13 protein-coding genes and 3 pseudogenes are annotated in these 18445 nt (G+C 34.7%); 15 read left to right on the top strand and 1 reads right to left on the bottom strand.

Going from position 1 to position 18445, the window contains the following annotated elements; genetic code table 11:
- Nucleotides 1-823: 823 nt before the first annotated feature.
- Nucleotides 824-1864 carry a replication initiator protein A gene (locus PYW34_RS13030; RefSeq protein ID WP_002295675.1) on the bottom strand — a complete coding sequence of 347 codons (1041 nt, stop codon included), beginning with the start codon at nt 1862-1864 and terminating at the stop codon, nt 824-826.
- A gap of 1165 nt (nt 1865-3029) precedes the next feature.
- On the opposite strand from PYW34_RS13030, the pseudogene PYW34_RS13025 reads away from it, so the two are divergent.
- The 15 genes and pseudogenes from PYW34_RS13025 to PYW34_RS12955 all read left to right on the top strand — a co-directional run.
- Nucleotides 3030-3116, top strand: a pseudogene (locus PYW34_RS13025) (single-stranded DNA-binding protein); the annotation flags it as partial.
- A 637-nt stretch (nt 3117-3753) separates the two neighbouring features.
- Nucleotides 3754-3894 carry a hypothetical protein gene (locus tag PYW34_RS13135; protein WP_002290398.1) on the top strand — a complete coding sequence of 47 codons (141 nt, stop codon included), beginning with the start codon at nt 3754-3756 and terminating at the stop codon, nt 3892-3894.
- A 259-nt stretch (nt 3895-4153) separates the two neighbouring features.
- Entirely contained in the window at nt 4154-4408 is a 255-nt protein-coding gene (locus PYW34_RS13015) for an AbrB/MazE/SpoVT family DNA-binding domain-containing protein (RefSeq protein ID WP_002290397.1), read from the top strand.
- Complete coding sequence (locus PYW34_RS13010; RefSeq protein WP_002290394.1) at nt 4409-4726, top strand: type II toxin-antitoxin system RelE/ParE family toxin; 318 nt, start codon at nt 4409-4411, stop codon at nt 4724-4726.
- A 503-nt stretch (nt 4727-5229) separates the two neighbouring features.
- Nucleotides 5230-6391 (top strand): annotated as a pseudogene (locus PYW34_RS13005) (IS3 family transposase).
- A 342-nt stretch (nt 6392-6733) separates the two neighbouring features.
- On the top strand, nt 6734-8650 hold the full coding sequence (locus tag PYW34_RS13000; protein WP_016925861.1) for a BglG family transcription antiterminator: 1917 nt from the start codon (nt 6734-6736) through the stop codon (nt 8648-8650).
- Nucleotides 8616-9125: a PTS sugar transporter subunit IIA gene (locus PYW34_RS12995; protein WP_002334608.1), complete on the top strand. Its 510-nt coding sequence runs from the start codon at nt 8616-8618 to the stop codon at nt 9123-9125. Before PYW34_RS13000 ends, PYW34_RS12995 begins: the two co-directional genes overlap by 35 nt.
- Nucleotides 9126-9138: 13 nt before the next feature.
- Nucleotides 9139-9453: a PTS fructose transporter subunit IIB gene (locus PYW34_RS12990; protein WP_002334609.1), complete on the top strand. Its 315-nt coding sequence runs from the start codon at nt 9139-9141 to the stop codon at nt 9451-9453.
- An 18-nt stretch (nt 9454-9471) separates the two neighbouring features.
- Nucleotides 9472-10563: a PTS fructose transporter subunit IIC gene (locus PYW34_RS12985; protein WP_002334610.1), complete on the top strand. Its 1092-nt coding sequence runs from the start codon at nt 9472-9474 to the stop codon at nt 10561-10563.
- Between the two features lie 595 nt (nt 10564-11158).
- Nucleotides 11159-12436 (top strand): class II D-tagatose-bisphosphate aldolase non-catalytic subunit, encoded by a 1278-nt coding sequence (locus PYW34_RS12980; RefSeq protein ID WP_002334611.1) that lies wholly within the window; start codon nt 11159-11161, stop codon nt 12434-12436.
- 21 nt (nt 12437-12457) lie between these two features.
- Nucleotides 12458-13102, top strand: coding sequence for a fructose-6-phosphate aldolase (fsa, locus tag PYW34_RS12975; RefSeq protein ID WP_002334612.1), 645 nt, complete (start codon nt 12458-12460; stop codon nt 13100-13102).
- A gap of 59 nt (nt 13103-13161) precedes the next feature.
- Nucleotides 13162-15162 (top strand): annotated as a pseudogene (gene tkt / locus PYW34_RS12970) (transketolase).
- Between the two features lie 72 nt (nt 15163-15234).
- On the top strand, nt 15235-15954 hold the full coding sequence (locus tag PYW34_RS12965; RefSeq protein WP_002334615.1) for an HAD family hydrolase: 720 nt from the start codon (nt 15235-15237) through the stop codon (nt 15952-15954).
- Between the two features lie 480 nt (nt 15955-16434).
- Nucleotides 16435-17730 carry a hypothetical protein gene (locus PYW34_RS12960; RefSeq protein ID WP_002334618.1) on the top strand — a complete coding sequence of 432 codons (1296 nt, stop codon included), beginning with the start codon at nt 16435-16437 and terminating at the stop codon, nt 17728-17730.
- A 27-nt stretch (nt 17731-17757) separates the two neighbouring features.
- Nucleotides 17758-18438 carry an IS6-like element IS1216 family transposase gene (locus PYW34_RS12955; RefSeq protein ID WP_172459282.1) on the top strand — a complete coding sequence of 227 codons (681 nt, stop codon included), beginning with the start codon at nt 17758-17760 and terminating at the stop codon, nt 18436-18438.
- Nucleotides 18439-18445 lie beyond the last annotated feature (7 nt).

Here is an 18445-nt window from a genome sequence, read left to right as displayed (position 1 = left end):
AAAATAAACCACCCAATTTCTTTAAATATTTTTAACAAGTTTTTCTTGTTATTTTTCAAAAATAGAGAATTGATTTTCGTTCATGACAAACAAAAAAGAGGGAACGCATCCAAACATGCGTTCCCTCTAATTTCAGCGTTCGTCATACGGAAAAGAGCCACACGGACATTTTTATAACATTATGCTTAGGCATAGATTCATCGTAATATCACGTATTTTTAACCTTAACACAGCCAAAAAAAGTGGTATCACTTTTGAATATCTGTTATACTAAATCCATTGCGGGTAATACCGTAACACTGAAAGGTTAACGCATTAAGGGCCAAATCTTAATGCCGTGTATGAACGCTGACGAAGGTTACCAGCCTTCCGAGTTCATACCGCCTTTCTTTTTTTTGTATTTTCAATTGTCCAAATTTATCATCCAAAAGTGCAGAACGAAAATCAATTCATCACAAGCATAGCAGACAATTAAATTTATACAAAAAATGTAAGCGAATAATATTCGTATTGCCTGAAAAGAAGTAATATCAAGATTTTTAGCTTGTTTAAATAATGAAATTATCTCTCTTCGCGTATTATTATAACTCAAAAAAAAGGAGTATGCAAACATACGTTCCCTTTTCTATATTTGAAATTAATTATTTCTTTTAACACTTATGACGTAAAAGGCTACGTTTGTGATTTTTATCATAATATTTTAACTTATAAATTCTATTAAAATAGCTATTATTTTGTAATATTCGTAATATAATTAGAATAATAAAAAATTTTTAATTTTAATGTTACTCCATGAAGCAACAATCACTTTGTCAGTAAAGTTTCACTCTAACCAGTCTTTCGTAATAGTGCTTGGGGAGCTTTCATAATTCAAACGTTTTTCACTTGATACTTTAGCAGCTATTGGTTTTTCGATAAACCAATTTTTTACATAGACAAAAATCAGGTTCTGGATATTTTCGACTTTTTCGGTTTTTAATTTTTGATAGGCTTTTAACAGTGTCGTGTATAATTCTTGTTCTGCATTGACATAATAACTATCGAGTTCTTCAAAAACTATCGAAATACCACTTTCTATTTCAGCTTTTTTCTTTGCATTATGAATAGTCTGGACGGTTTTTTGAGCTTCACTGTAACTTGAAGAAAATGTTTTTATCAAATTTAATACTCGTTCAGGGACAAACGTAGCAATGCTGTCGTTTGTCATAATTGTCTCAAAATTGTCTAACAACAATTGATCTTGTAGGCGGTCTTTTTCAGTGTCTATATTGTGTCTATTAGTGTCTAATATATTATTATTAAGTTCTGGTATGATTTTCATACCCTCTGATTTATCAACGTTTTGGCACGGTATGATTTTCATACCCTCTTGAGCCCCAAGGGATTCAGCGTCTGATTTTTCGTCGAGGGTGGGTATGATTTTCATACCCTCTGATTTATCAACGTTTTCCCTATTCTCTCTATCAAATTTTTCGAGTAAGTAGATATCATTTTCTGAGACTTTTAATTCTGCTAGATATAGTCTATTAGGATTATTTTTCCCTAACTGTTTGTTAAATCCCATCTGCTTTTGTAATAATAAACCAAAGGATTCCAACTCTTTTTTGATTGCTATCGCTTTTTGTTTTTGGCAGTTTAATACGCTACATAGTTCATTTGTCGTATAAGTAAAATAAACATTACCTTCTTCATCGATTTGCCGTTTGCTGATTGCGATCTCTAATCTTGCTTTTAAAAGCATATAGGCAATCTTAGTTGAATCTTTCATTTTTTTGTATTCGTCAGAAACAATAAAGACTTTTGGAAATTGATAAAATAATTCGTTGTAAACTCTATCCGCCTTAAAAAAATTAAAATCAGTCATTGTAGATCCTCTACTTTCACGTTGTTTTATTTATGTAAAATTACCTACTCTTTTCGAAAATAGCAAAGATAAATAAAAAATGCAAACGCATTAAAACTGTTTTTTAATTAAATACTACCTAAAATCAGAAATAAAATGAATTATGTACTACCTTTAAAGTCATTAAGAACTACTTTAAATAAATATTATTTATAATTAAATACTACCAGAAGAACGTATGAATAAAATTTAGTTTTAAAATTAAAGATAATTAAGTACTACCAGTGTCAAAACAAAAAATAAATTAAGAACTACCTTATGCATATAAAACATACTACCATTACTAGTAATATATACTACCTTATTTCAGTAGTATATATTATATTATTCTTATAAGACAAGGCTTTAGGCTAGAAAACAATAGATTATATACTACTAAAAAATACAATAAGTACTACCAATGTCAGATATATATAATAATTATGTACTACCATTAAAATTAACTTATTTAATAAGATACTACTGTGTTAATCTGAAAAAAATTACTTTAAAGTAGTTACATACTACCTGTTAAATTAGATACTACCATTAATACTTAAATTAGATACTACCTATATTTATATTAAGTACTACCGTTCTAGGAATAAGATAATAAAAAAATACTACCAAATTGCAATTAAATACTACTTAAAATGTAAAAAATAAGAACTACCCAAATTAGGTAGTTCTTAATAAGAGAATATCAGATAAATTTGTACAAGTCATAAAAAAATTAATCTTAAATTTTTAAATATATATACTTGTTAATTATAAACTACTTTATTTAGGTAGTACATAATTAACAGATAAAACTACATGCTTGTAGTTTGTCTAGCTAATGAGTTGCATATGATTTATATAAAGGTGTGCAGCATAACTTAGTTGAAGTTAAGAGAATAGAATAAATATTTTTTGTTTTGCTAATAATTAAACACTACCTAAATATGGTAGTGTTTAATTATATAATATTCATTTTGTTACAAATAATCGTATTATAAAAGCATAACAATTGGGATAACTATTTTTTAGATTATTTAAGTACTACTTAAATTAGGTAGTATTTAAATTTTGGTTTAAGGTAGTAGGTAATTAAGAAATGATATATATCTTCTTTTATAATAGAAGGGGAGAGGCCTAGTTAAAAGCAGCGACAATTAATAACAATGTATTTAATGCTTCACAAAATCCATTTGGTGGACAATGCATTGTTATTAGCGATGATCTACCGTTCTAAGTAGTTTTTTCTATTGGTTGCATTCGTGACTAATTATGGTATAATTATGAGTAACAAAGAGGTATTTCATTATATCACCAAACCCCATCAGCGTGCAGGCTGATGGGGTTTTTTTTACGTTTCTATATTATAGAATTAACGGGTAGGCTTACTGTCTTTTTTGGCAATTTTGCAATCAAGCCACTTGCAGATGTAGTGTGCAGTTACCTCTGCAAATGGCTTGATTGCAAAAACAAAATCAAAAAGGTATTTCATTATATCTCCTCCTCCCCTTGCCAGATTAGGCCGGGGTAGCAGACAGCAAAACTATTATAACATAACTGAAATACCTAAATGACATATACAGATATGATAATTTATGTATTGATTTTTCTAACAAAAGCACATATTTTAATATATACTACCTATTTTAGGTAGTATATATTTTTAGATACAATATCGATCAGTTTTGAGGAAATGAAATTCTAGATATTTTTTGCTACATAGAGTTACTTTCAATATTTTTTAACGTAATTAGGCAGAAGTCACTCATCCTCTATAGGTTTGTGATGAAATTGCCATTGATCCATTTAAGTAAGAGCAAAAAACTGGAGGTTTATCAGGTAATTGGTCTAATGGATTTAAGTATGCGGTCACCGTGTATAGAGTTGCTTATGAGATTCAAGAAAATAAAGTTATTCCAGTATTGCTATATGGAACACATAACAATTTTTATGAATTAGCCGAGAACACTCGCAACTTTATTCGTGTAGATGAATCGGCTTCGGTTGAGTTATAACTTTAGCTATATCAATCAACCGACCGACATATGTTAAATCTATATATAATAAAAATACCTACTTAAATGGATGTTAACGGAAGTGTATGGTGAGTAGTTCACTCGTATTTTGATATCGTTTGTATATGTTTTCAGCGTTCTAAGTGGCTTATTTTGTCCAATAATAATATGGAGTGGAATCCCTTAAGAAACACCGTTGGCAATTGTTGTTATAACATGTTATAATTTATTCATCAAAAACTAAAAGGAGTGTGATAACATGGGAAAAGAACTAAAGGTTAGAAAGATCGGCAATAGCGTGGGAGTGATCCTTCCAAGCTCTCTTGGATTAAAAAGCGGAGACACTATCCAAGCCAAACAAGAAGGCAACTTATTCATATTAGATACTACTCAAATAGCAAAAGAACACGATCGCAAATTGATTGAAGAAAGTTTCCAAGACTTTGAGAAAGGTTTAACAGTTTCAGAAATTGAAATGGTAAAAGCTTTCGGAAAATACGGCTGGAGTGAATAGATGAAAGAGTACACGCTAGTTTATTCTAAAAGTTTCCAGACCAGCCTTGAAACGATAATAGAAGAATGGGAAAATGAGCTTGCTCTTTCTCCAGCCAGCATAAAAAGATTTGTAGGTGCGATCCAGAAGGCTTTAGAACTAACCAAAAATTTTCCAACTATGCATGAGGAAGTTTCCGAAATCTATGGAATGGATATCCCAACATATCGGATCGTGATCGGCAAAAGCTATGCCTTATTTTATCGGATCGACCATGAAAAAAAAGAGATACTTGTAGGACGTATTTTCCAATCTAAACAAATGAAACTAGGCTTTTAACAATAATTAGGCAAAAGTCGCTCATCCTCTACAGGTGGGTGATTAATGCCGCTCGATATGGTTGTTAACCGTCGGTTACTCGAAGATTGATATATAAGACTTAGTACCTTTTTATTTTGCTCCATGTTATGGCCGAAGGTCTAAAGATACAATCATTAGTCTAGAGAAAAATTAAGAACCGTAGGAACTACGGGGATCGCTTGGTGAATAAGAGACACTGCTATTAGTGAAAAAATAAGATATCAAGTACGCTCTATTCCCAAAAATTTCGTGACTTTACTCATGAGAGGTTCAAGTAGTATATTTTTAATCAAAATTGACGTAACTTTTAATAAATACTACCTAAATAAGGTAGTATTTATTTTTGTGTTTTAAAAGAGGAAGTCCAATATATCTATGGGAAACTTCTTAAATATTATGTTGGTACATGGATAGGCTACAATTAACTAGACAGAAAAATTAAGGTGTGTAGACTAGAAGAAAACATACCAGGAGGAATTTTTATGTCTAAGAGAACACGAAGAACTTTTTCACAAGAATTCAAGCAACAAATCGTCAATCTTTACTTAGCTGGAAAGCCACGTGTAGAAATCATTCGAGAATATGAACTAACGGCTTCAGCATTTGACAAATGGGTAAAGCAATCTAAAACGAGTGGTTCATTCAAAGAAAAAGATAATCTTACGCCTGAACAAAAAGAATTGTTAGAACTATGTAAAAGAAACCAGCAATTAGAAATGGAAAATGATATTTTAAAGCAAGCAGCGCTGATATTCGGACGAAGAGACAAGTAATCGATGCGAATAAGCATCTTTACCCTATATCAGCGATGTGCAGAATATTAGGTCTATCACGTCAGTCCTATTATTATCAATCAAAACCAAAGAAAGACGAATCAGAACTTGAAGAAGTAGTCGCTGAAGAATTTATCCGCAGCCGAAAGGCCTACGGCTTAAGAAAAATAAAAAAAGCCTTATCAAAACGAGGCATTCAGATCAGCCGACGAAAAATTAGTAGAATCATGAAAAATAGAGGATTAAAATCGAGCTATACTGTTGCTTATTTTAAAGTACATCATTCTACTTGCAATGAAGCCAAAACGACAAACGTATTGAATCGTAAATTCTTAAGAGACAACCCATTAGAAGCGATCGTAACAGACTTGACTTATGTACGAGTCGGGAAAAAATGGAATTATGTCTGTTTCATTTTGGATCTGTTCAATCGAGAAATTCTCGGCTATTCTTGTGGAGAACATAAAGATGCCGTTCTAGTAAAAAAGCATTTAGCCGTATCAAACAACCTCTGACAGAGGTTGAGATTTTTCATACTGATCGTGGAAAAGAGTTTGATAACCAAGCTATTGATGAATTATTAACAACTTTTGACATCAATCGATCATTGAGTCATAAAGGCTGTCCTTTTGATAATGCCGTAGCTGAATCAACTTATAAGTCGTTGAAAGTAGAATTTGTCTATCAATACACATTTGAAACCTTACAACAATTGGATTTGGAGTTATTTGACTATGTCAATTGGTGGAACCACCTTCGGTTGCACGGTACACTTGGCTACGAGACACCGGTTGGTTACCGTAACCAGAGATTGGCGCAGCGAATCCTTGATAATGAGCTCGGATGTGCTAACGCTAGCGAGGCAGTCTAACTTTAACTGTTAGCTCCTGCCGAAGATCGTCACATCCGAGGAGGCTCATTGTCAAGGACAATCGGAATAGCATACGGAAAGAAGTTCTGCACCTTATAAAATTTGTCAAAAAAACTGTTGCCATTCCAATGTGATTGATATTATTTTCGAGAATTTAAAGGAATACTTACATTTATTTAAGTGCCTTTTTCTGCAACAAGTAAGTGAGATATTGTATCGACTTGTTGCAATGAATTGTAATATGCTTTTTTCTAAAGCACATCTATAATAAGGTTACGATCCTGATAACGCTATCAAAAGATTAAGGCCTTTATTTTGGATAGTTAGGAAGTGGTTATCATCATGCTTACAAAAAGACAAAAAAAATTATTAGAGTTATTAGTGCGACAAAGTGCCTTTAAAACAGTCGATTATTTTGCAAGCAAATTGGGTGTTTCAAAAAGAACGACGCACAGCGAATTAGGGATCATTGAAGAATATCTCCAGAGCTCGGGAGAATATCTTGAGAAAAAGCGCGGAGTTGGTATTGCGCTAAAACGTTTCAAGGAAGTTGAGGGAATCGAGAATAAGAAAGAGGAAAGTGATCTTTACAATACATTCAACCGAAGAATTGAGATCATGAGTACCTTGTTATTCGATGAAAAGGTGGTTAGCTTCAACAATTTATCGGAAAGATTTATGGTGAGTAAAACTTCAATTATTAAAGATTTTGAATTCATTATGAAAATATTGAATGTTGGATCAAGTATCAAGCTGTGCAGCGATGTTCATGGCACGTCATTATTGGGGACAGAGGAAGACGTTCAAAAAGCATTGCTGCAGTTTAATCGCTATTTACTTAATAATTCAGAACTATACGATGAGGATTTTGCCGAAAAAATTAAATTATTAAGTCCATACTATGGCGAAAATTTGATCAGTGCTTGTTCGAATATTTTGTATACCTATATTCGAGAAAATGTAAACGCTATTTCTGACTATTATGTGCAAAACATCTTGAACATTTTTATTATTCTAGTTTTTCGGGTTTTCAAAGGTCATCACATCGAGGAAATAAAAAAATCTGAGGCCAATGTGGCAACAGTTTTCTTTGAGGAAAGTGCTGTTCGTTTGTTGCATAAATCAGCTTTACGTTTGGGGTTTTCTTATACGAACGAAGATGTTCAATACTTATCATTGCAACTGATCTCTAATCGATTTGAACCTTTGCCAGAGGAAGAAATAGATAGTGTGATTGTTGAACTATTACTTTCGAGAGTTTCGGCTGCACTGAATATCAACTTTGCCAGTGATCAAAAGTTGGAGGAACAGTTAAAAAATCATATTCCCCCAATGATTTATCGTTTAAGGACGAACAACAAAACGGAGAACCCATTTACCTTACAAATAAAAAACGAATTCTCTTTAACCTTCAATGTTATTTGGGTGGTACTAAGTGAATATGAACGGGAATTAGGGCTTAGTTTTAATGAGGATGAAATTGCCTTTTTGACAATGTATTTCCAAGCTGCAATCGAACGCGCACGATTAAATCGAAAAATCTTGATTGTTTGTCAAATGGGGATTGCAACTTCGGAACTGCTGATAAATCGAATCAAAAATGTTTTACCATCATTTGACTCATTTGAAGTAGCCTCTGTGTCGGAATTGGAACAGATGACTCTTGAAGACTATGACATGATTATCTCAACCATTAAGATAGATATTCCTAAAAAGGAAGTTATTTTGGTTTCACCATTTTTAACGAAAGAAGATATAGAACGAATTAAGTATTCAAACTCGCTTCCAGCGTCTGAGAATAAGGTTCTAGAATTTGTGCGAGCGCATCATCTGATGAAATTTGTTACGAAAGATCTTATTTATGTGAATACCAACTTTTCTTCTAAAGAAGAGCTGATCGATCAAGTCGGTGAAAGACTGATACAGAGGAATTACGTAAGCCCATCATTTAGACAAACAGTCCTAGAGCGTGAAGAGTTGGGCGGTACTGATTTACCTTCTGGCACCGCTGTCCCTCACGGGAATTCGACATACGTCAATAAAACGATCATTGTTGTAGTCAAAAACAAAAAGAAATTTAAATGGAATAAATATTATGTCGATTTGATTTTTTTAATTTGTATTGCGAAACAGGATACCTTTCAGACACGGAATATTTTGTCAGATATCTATAACATCATTGATAACAATGAGCACTTAAAGCAATTGCGGGATTCAACGACAAATGAAATGTTATATAGAAGAATTGGAAGTGATTAAAGTGGAAAATGTTCAGAAAAGTGATAAAGGAGTTATTACTCCGGATTTGATTTTATTAAATAGTGATTTAGCTGATCAAGATGAAGTGATCCGACATATCGTCGAGGCAGCTGAATTTGTTGGCTATGTCGAAGATGCAGATGAACTGTATCAAGCAGTAAGAAAACGTGAGTCTGAAGTTCCGACTGCGATCGGGTATGACATCGCGATTCCCCATGGGAAAACCGAAGCTGTATTGCATCCATTCATCGCCTTTTTACGAGTAAATAAAGCTTTTCAATGGACAAAAGAAAATGAAGAAATGGTTCGCCTCGTCTTTTTGATTGGTGTTCCACAAAACAGCGAAGGCAAGATGCATCTAAAATTTATCTCGCAATTAAGCAAGAAATTACTAGATGATGATTTTAGAGATAAGTTATTGAGTGAAACAGATAAAAATAAAATATATGAACAGTTGAGTTCAATTGAAATTTAAGGAGGAATTTAGAATGAAAATAGTAGCAGTTACAGCATGTCCAACAGGGATCGCTCATACGTATATGGCACAAGAAGCGATCGAAAAAGAATGCCGAAAACGCGGACATGAAGTCCAAGTCGAAACTCAAGGTAGCATGGGAATTGAAAATCAGCTAGAACAAGAAGACATTGATCAAGCAGACGTCTTAATTTTAGCAGTTGCTATCGATGTAGAGGATAGCGAACGTTTTGAAGAAAAAATAGAGATGGGGAAAACCTTAAACGTAGAGCCTGGTAATATGATCAAATACCCTGCCAAATATATTGATGAAGCAGAAAAATTATAAAGAAGGAGACTCAAAAAAATGAAAAAAGAGAATAAAATTTTTAAAGACTTACAAAAAGCCTTTAATACAGGGGTTTCTTTTATGTTGCCATCAGTTGTTGTCGGGGGGATCTTTCTGGCAGTCGCTTTAGCTACCGGGAAAGCAACTGATGCCGGAATGGAGATCGCTAATCCTTTTATGCAAAACTTAAATGATTTAGGTGCTGCAGGTTTTGCGATGATGATTCCTTTACTTTCTGGGTATATTGCAAATTCATTAGCAGGGAAACCTGGTCTAGTTCCGGGAATGATTTTAGGGTTTGTAGCAAATAATCCAATCGGTGAAGGTCAAGTCAAGACCGGTTTTCTTGGAGCCATGATTATGGGTGTTGCTGCAGGTTATTTTGTTCGCTGGTGCAAAACTTGGAAAGTTCCGTCTACCATCAAAACGATCATGCCTATCTTGATCGTACCAGTAGTTACGACTTTTGTACTTGGAATGTTCTATATTTATGTAATTTCTGTACCAATTGGTTTAGCAATGGATTGGTTGGTTAAAGTTCTTGGTCAAATGCAGGGTGGTAGTGCTCTTATTTTAGGATTGATTCTAGGTGCAATGACAGCAGTTGATATGGGGGGACCAATTAACAAGACAGCGACTGCCTTTACATTAGCATTGATGGCTGAAGGTGTGTATGGACCAAATGGTGCCCACCGTATTGCCTGTGCAATCCCACCATTGGCTATGGCAATTTCGACATTTATTGACCAGAAAAAATATACTGCTGAAGATAAAGATTTAGGAATTTCAGCATTCTTTATGTCATTAATTGGTATTACAGAAGGTGCAATTCCGTTTGCGGCAAAAGATATCAAACGAGTTCTGCCAGCAATTATTATCGGAAGTGCTGTAGGTGGTGCAATGGGGATGGCAACAGGAGTAGAAGCATTAGTGCCTCACGGAGGATTTATTATCTTACCGGTTGTGAATGGTAAATTGTGGTACGCTCTTTCCATCATTGTCGGAGCAGCTATTTCAGCGGGTATCCTTCATTTTACAAAACCAAGCTTAGTTGATGAAAAAAGAAAGAAAAAAGAAGAGAACACAGAACAAGTAGAAGTAGCAAAATAGAAATAACAAAATAAAAATAACTAGCGAGAGCGTGGGACAAAAGCAAAAAACACTTTTGTCCCACGCTCTAAACACGTCTAAACGGCGGGAAAAGCAACCCCGAGAAATAAGTCGAAATACTCAAAATTTGAAAAGTAATTTCCTTGTATTCCTCCTTATTTCTCGAAGGTTAACACTTCTGTCCCCATCTCTTTTTTTGAGAAATGGGTCTAAACATTTAAACACTGACTTTTTAATACAGCTCAATAGCTCCTTTTCATAAAAAATGCAGAAGACCTCACAAAGGCAGACAAGCGCCACTATATAGTGTGAATGAACTCTCCGCTGATTTTTCGTTCCCTTATTTAAAGATTCGATGCTCAAGCGTTCTTTTTGTCACTCATAATTTAAAGATCTTTCAGTATCCATAATAATCATAAATAATGCGTGCTGGGAATTCAACAACACCTCTTTTGGAGAAACTGCAACAAGTCGGAGGATTCATGCATTCACTTGTTGCAGAAAAATGTAATATTCAGAAAGAATAATAGATTCTATACTTTACTTGTAAAAGGTAGACAAACAATTTAACAGTAGAAATGGAGATGTAACTGAAATGGAAAAGTTACCGATCAAAACAGTCGTAGAAGGGTTATTAGATTTGCAAGCAACTGGTGAGAGCGCTACATTGCTTGGGATTGGACCAATGTCAAAAAATTGTGTCCAAGCCACCCTTGAGTTATCTAAAGAAGACGATTATCCTGTCATGTTTATTGCTAGTCGTAATCAAGTAGATGCTGATGAGCTAGGGGGCGGATATGTAAATGGCTGGAATCAATTTACTTTTGCGAAAGCTGTTGAAGAAGTAGCCGAAGACATCGGATATGACAATCTTTATTACTTATGTCGAGATCATGGCGGACCTTGGCAACGTGACAAAGAGCGTAATGATCATCTACCAACTGAAAAAGCGATGGAACTAGGTAAGAAATCTTATGTAGCAGATATAGAAGCTGGTTTTGATCTGCTAATGATTGATCCTACAAAAGATCCCTTTGAAGTCGGTAAAGTAATCCCATTAGACACGGTACTCGAACGTACAGTTGATTTGATTGACTTCTGTGAAAAGGAACGTAAAGCCCGTAAGTTACCAGAAATTGGTTATGAAGTAGGGACAGAGGAAACAAATGGTGGGTTAACATCCACTGAAACCTATGAAACATTTATTTTAAAATTGAAAGAAGAGTTAGAAAAACGGGACTTACCAATGCCAACTTTTATTGTTGGACAAACGGGAACATTGACGCGTAAGACAGAACAAGTAGGTACTTTCAATTTCAAAAATGCTTATGATTTAGCTCAAATGGCTAAAAGATACGGGGTAGGTTTGAAAGAACATAATGGAGATTATTTAGATGATGTCACTTTATTAGAACACATTCCTTCATCCATCACTGCGACTAATGTGGCGCCACAGTACGGCACCGAAGAAACACGTGCTTATTTAAATCTTGCTGCTGTCGAAGCAAAGTTAGTGGAATATGGGTTGGTTAAAGATGCTTCTAATACGCGTGATGTATTGCTTGAACATGCCATTAAGAGTGAGCGTTGGAGAAAATGGATGGTTGGCGAACAAAAAGAATTGACGGTTAGTCAAATCATGGATCAAAATGATGCACAACTCCAAGCAGAAATTTTAGATATTGCTGGTCACTATACTTTCAACGATGACGAAGTAAAAGCTGAAATCGAAAAAATGTATGCAAACCTTAAAATGCACAATATTGATGGTCAGCGTTATGTAGTCGATCATATTAAACGCCCAATTCGGGATTATGCAGAATGTTACAATTTGAAGGGTGTTACAACACGTATCAAAAATAATGCTAAATAGGTAGGCAACTAGGAGAGCAAGATGAAATTTTTTCTAGATACTGCAAATGTAGATGAGATTAAAAAAATTAATTCATTAGGTTTAGTTGATGGTGTTACCACGAACCCGACAATTATTTCTAAAGAAGGTCGAGACTTTGAAGAGGTAATTAAAGAGATATGTTCGATTGTCACTGGTCCTGTCAGCGCTGAAGTAATCGGTTTAACAGCTGAAGAAATGATCACTGAAGCAAGAGAACTTGCAAAGTGGGCGGATAATGTCGTTGTGAAGATTCCTATGACAGAAGAAGGCTTAAAAGCAGTCAATGTCTTGTCAAAAAAAGGTATTAAGACAAATGTGACACTGATTTTTACTTTTTCTCAAGGACTATTAGCGATGAAGTCTGGTGCAACCTTCATCAGTCCATTTATTGGCAGACTTGAAGATATTGGCACAGATGCATACGAGCTGATTGCAAAGCTAAGACAAGCAATCGATTTTTATGGCTTCGATACTGAGATTATTTCGGCCAGTATTAGAAATTTGCATCATGTGGAATCGGTAGCTCATTTAGGATCCCACATTGCAACTATCCCGAGTAGTCTTTTTCTTAGTCTTTGGTCACATCCTCTTACGGATAAAGGCATTGCCACCTTCTTAAAAGATTGGGAAGCATTTAAAAAATAATGAATGAACAAGAATGGCTAATCATATGATTAGCTATTCTTGTCTAAGGAAGAGGAAAAATGTTTAATAATCATGATATAGAAGCAATCAACACGATAAGAACTTTAAGCATTGATGCTATTGAAGCAGCAAATTCAGGACATCCAGGATTACCTATGGGTGCCGCCCCAATGGCCTATGTTTTATGGAGCAGATTTTTGAAAATCAATCCAGCAACAGCAAAAAAATGGACAAATCGAGATCGATTCGTGCTTTCTGCTGGCCATGGATCAGCAATGCTGTATAGCTTATTGCATTTAGCAGGATACAATGTTTCTATGGATGACTTGAAACAGTTTCGTCAGTGGGACTCCAAAACTCCTGGACACCCTGAAGTGAACCATACAGATGGGGTGGAAGCTACCACAGGACCTCTGGGGCAAGGAATTGCGATGGCTGTCGGAATGGCAATGGCTGAAAAACATTTAGCCGCTACCTACAATAAAGAAGGTTTCCCCATTGTCGATCATTATACGTATGCTTTGTGTGGCGATGGCGATTTGATGGAAGGCGTATCACAAGAAGCATGTTCTATGGCTGGTCACATGAAATTAGGGAAATTAATTGTATTGTACGATTCAAATGATATCTCACTAGATGGTCCAACAGATCATTCATTTACAGAAAATGTAGGAAAAAGATTTCAAGCCTATGGTTGGCAGCATATTTTGGTTGAAGACGGGAATGACCTTGAGATGATTTATCATGCCATTGAAAAAGGCAAATCTGAAGTAGAGTGACCAACATTAATTGAAGTTAAAACGATAATCGGATATGGTTCAGCGAAGCAAGGGACATCAAAAGTTCATGGATCTCCTCTTGGAGAAGAAGATGCTAAAAATGTTAAAAAATTCTATGGCGTCGATGAAAGAAACAGTTTTGTTGTATCAAAAGAAACGAGAGCACAATTTGATCACCATATCTTATCGAGGGGGAAAAAGGCGGAAAAAGAGTGGGATGCTCTCTTTTCAGAGTACAGAAAAAGTTATCCTGATTTAGCGAAACACTATCAGTTTGCTCATGAAAGTAGATTATCTGAAAGCTGGGATGATACGCTTCCTAAATATGAGTTAGGAACAAGTGCGGCGAGTCGGGTTACAAGTAAGGAAACGATTCAGGAATTAGCAAAAGGGATCCCGTATTTATGGGGAGGCTCAGCAGATCTATCAGCATCCAACAATACTATGATTGCCAGTGCTGATGAGTTTACACCTGAAAATCCTAGTGGAAGAAATATTTGGTTTGGTGTGAGGGAATTCGCTATGGCAGCAGCAATGAATGGGATTCAATTACATGGCGGGACAAGAGTATATGGTGGTACATTTTTCGTGTTTGTCGATTATTTGAGAGCAGCGATAAGACTGAGTGCATTGCAAAATGCTCCAGTAATCTATGTGTTAACCCATGATTCTGTAGCAGTTGGAGAAGATGGACCAACCCATGAACCTGTTGAACAATTAGCTAGCCTCAGATGTATGCCTAACGTTCATGTTATTAGACCAGCTGATGGCAATGAAACTGTAGCTGCTTGGAAAGTTGCTATGAGGTCACAGGAAACACCAACGGTATTAGTTTTAAGTAGACAAAATTTACCGGTTCTTGAAGGAACATTAAAGATGGCCGAAGAAGGGGTAGCCAGAGGCGGTTATGTTCTTTCCAAGCATGCTTCTAAAGGAGCGCCAGATGGTGTATTGATTGCTACAGGATCTGAAGTAAGCCTAGCAATTAAAGCTCAAAAAGAATTACTGAAACAAGGAAGAGATGTTTCAGTTGTTTCCCTTCCAAGTTTTGATTTATTTGAAAAGCAATCTAAAGAGTATCGGGAATCAGTATTACCAAGCTCTTTGACAAAACGAGTTTCAATAGAAATGGGTTCGAGTTTTGGTTGGGAACGCTATGTTGGTCTACATGGGAAATCAATTTCAGTTGATCGGTTTGGTGCGAGTGCACCGGGAGACACAGTAATAACCAATTACGGGTTTACTGTTGAGAATATCATTGATACCTACAATTCACTATAATTTGTTAACTAACCGGGAAAACACAATCTATGAGTGTTTTCTTCCGGTTTTTTAGTTAAGGAGGAATTTAAAATGGCGACAGTCATTTTTGATGTTGATGACACACTGTATGATCAGTTAGTTCCATTTAAACAAGCGTATGAGAAAAATTTTTCGTTTAGGAATATTCTAATTGAAGAGCTCTTTTCTTTGAGTCGGAGGTACAGTGATCAAGTTTTTGATAAGACAACCAAAGGCTTGCTATCCCTTAGCGACATGCAAATTTATCGCATTCGCAATGCCTTCAAACATTTTGGGGTAGCGATTACGGATGAGCAGGGAAGAAATTTTCAAATCGATTATCAAATGAATCAAGAAAGAATTCGATTATTACCTGAAATGAAAGATGCACTTAATAGTTGTTCAAAGAATGGTATTCAGTTAGGGATTATTACTAATGGACCTGCCGATCATCAAATGAAAAAGATAAAAGCGTTAGGACTAAACAAATGGATACCAGACACAAACATCTTTGTATCTGGAAAGCTCGGCTTTTCAAAACCGGATTTGAAAATATTTCAATATGCTGAAAAGGCCATGAGGCTAAATAGAGAGACTACTTATTATGTAGGAGACTCCTTTGTGAATGACATTATTGGTGCCAAAAAAGCTGGTTGGAAAGCTGTATGGGTCAATCGTAGAAATTCTACTAAAACTGATTGTGATATAATCCCAGATTATATCGTTAATAATCATGAAACTATGAACCGTTTTATTGATTCTCTTATATGCATAGAAAAACAATCTTTCTGAAAACACTGGGAAAAACACTAAAAAAAGAAAAAGTTGGAAAACAGACTGCATGACAAATGTAGTCTGTTTTTTTGCGTATACTTATTTGTCCTAATATGATTTTAGCAGTATAATTGACTTGGTGAATAGGTCATTTAAGTTGGGCATAATAGGAGGAGTAAAATGAAAAAATTTATTTATCGAGTTTTAGAAAATGACGAAGTGGTGGCTATTTTTAATGAGCAACAATGCAGTTCCAGTTTATCTTGCTGAAAAAATAAGTCGTCCAATTATTAGCTTCTTATTGAATCATCCAGAATTATTAGATAAATAAATTAAGGCTATCTATCGTAGTTGATGGGTGGTCTTTTTGAATAGCTAATTTATTTTTACATATCAAAAATAGATTAAGGGCGTGATATAATATACTTTGAGTTTATGCATTCAACTTTGATATGAATAGATTTGATTGAAATTTATAAGAGATTGGTAAGTGACGGTATGGTTGAAAAAAATTTTCCTCAAGCTATCTATGGAGAAATATTAGCTGAAATTGAGAGTTTGTTACATGCTCTTTCAAATAGTGGTGAAGATAGCAAATTTGATGAATATAGACAGGATGCTATTAATAAATTAGATGGAGTAAAAAATGAAGTTATAGAAAATATAAAATCATTAGAGGAAAATTCTGAATGGGATACGTTTACTGTGGCTTTTTATGGCGAAACTAATGCTGGTAAATCGACTCTAATTGAAAGTCTTCGTATCCTATTGAAAGAAAAAAAGAAGTTAGAAGAGCATCAAATATTTCGAGATAAGGAATTGGAATTGGAAGGATTAATTCAGAAAGTTGATGAATGGAGAGAGAGCATTTGCTCTTTGGAAAATGAATTGGAGAATTCGATAGCAAAATTTCAAGTAAGAATTAATCACATAAAAGAGCAATTTGAACAAGAAAGACACACAGCTAACGTCCAAGTTGCAGAGTATGAAGAGTTAATCAAGCAGTGCATTATTGAAGATGATGAGGTTTCTGAAAAATTGGTAACCTTCTCGATTCAAAGAAATATACTTAATAGAGCAATACTCGATAAAATGTTAACGAGCACGTGGAGTATGGTTAAGAGTTGGTTTCATCGCTTGGATGAACAAAAAGAAATTGAGAGTTTGGGTTATAAAATAGAAAAATCAAAAAAAGAAATAGATAGAATTCAGTTAAGTATTAACAATTATCAACAATCAATTAATGAAGTCAATTTAAAAATTGAAAGTAATAATAAAGATTACAATTTGCAATACTCCGAGCTTTTAAAACACATCACTAATTTAAAACAGCAAAAGGAGCATAAAATAAAGCTGATAGAGAATCAGATTAATTCTATGCAAAATCAACAAGATGGTCTGATTATAGAATTAGAAAAATTAAGTGATGGAGCGATTGTGGGAGACGGTCGTTCCGACTTTACCCAAGAGGTAGGGGACTATCATTTTTTAATTGGTGATAAGAAATTTGTGATTCTTGACTTACCAGGTATTGAAGGTAAAGAGGAAATTGTGCAATCATCGATCGATAGAGCAGTGGAAAAAGCTCATGTCATTTTTTATGTAAGTAAAAAGCCAACACCACCGCAAAAGGGCGATAATGAAAATCTTGGGACGATTGAAAAAATATCCAGGCAGCTATCTAAACAGAGCGAGGTTTATTTTATTTATAATAAACCTGTACGGAATCCTCGGCAATTAAAGAAACGGTTCTGTTGCAAAGTTTTAAATCTACTATCAAATAAGGTAGAATAATAGAAAAAGATAGCAGGAGGAATGACGATGAATCTTTTTAAAGGAAAGCAATTTCAGCAGGATGTGATTATTGTAGCCGTGGGCTACTATCTTCGTTATAACCTTAGCTATCGTGAAGTTCAAGAAATCTTATATGATCGTGGCATTAACGTTTCTCATACGACGATTTATCGTTGGGTGCAAGAATATGGCAAACTACTCTATCAAATTTGGAAAAAGAAAAATAAAAAATCCTTTTATTCATGGAAAATGGATGAAACGTACATCAAAATTAAAGGAAAATGGTATTATTTGTATCGAGCCATCGGTGCAGATGGTTTAACCTTGGATATTTGGTTACGTAAAAAACGGGACACACAAGCAGCCTATGCTTTTCTTAAGCGGTTAGTGAAGCAGTTTGATGAACCGAAGGTTGTAGTCACAGATAAAGCCCCCTCTATTACAAGTGCCTTTAAGAAACTAAAAGAATACGGCTTTTATCAAGGGACAGAACATCGTACCATTAAATACCTGAATAATTTGATTGAACAAGACCATCGTCCAGTAAAGAAACGCAATAAATTCTATCGAAGTTTACGCACTGCCTCTACCACGATTAAAGGCATGGAAGCCATTCGAGGATTATATAAGAAAACCCGAAAAGAAGGCACTCTCTTCGGGTTTTCGGTCTGTACTGAAATCAAGGTATTATTGGGAATCCCAGCTTAAATCATAG

This window comes from Enterococcus faecium (assembly GCF_029023785.1).
Lineage (GTDB): Bacteria > Bacillota > Bacilli > Lactobacillales > Enterococcaceae > Enterococcus_B > Enterococcus_B faecium.
Note: the sequence above shows the minus strand (reverse complement) of the source record. Positions and strands in the feature narration are given on the sequence as shown.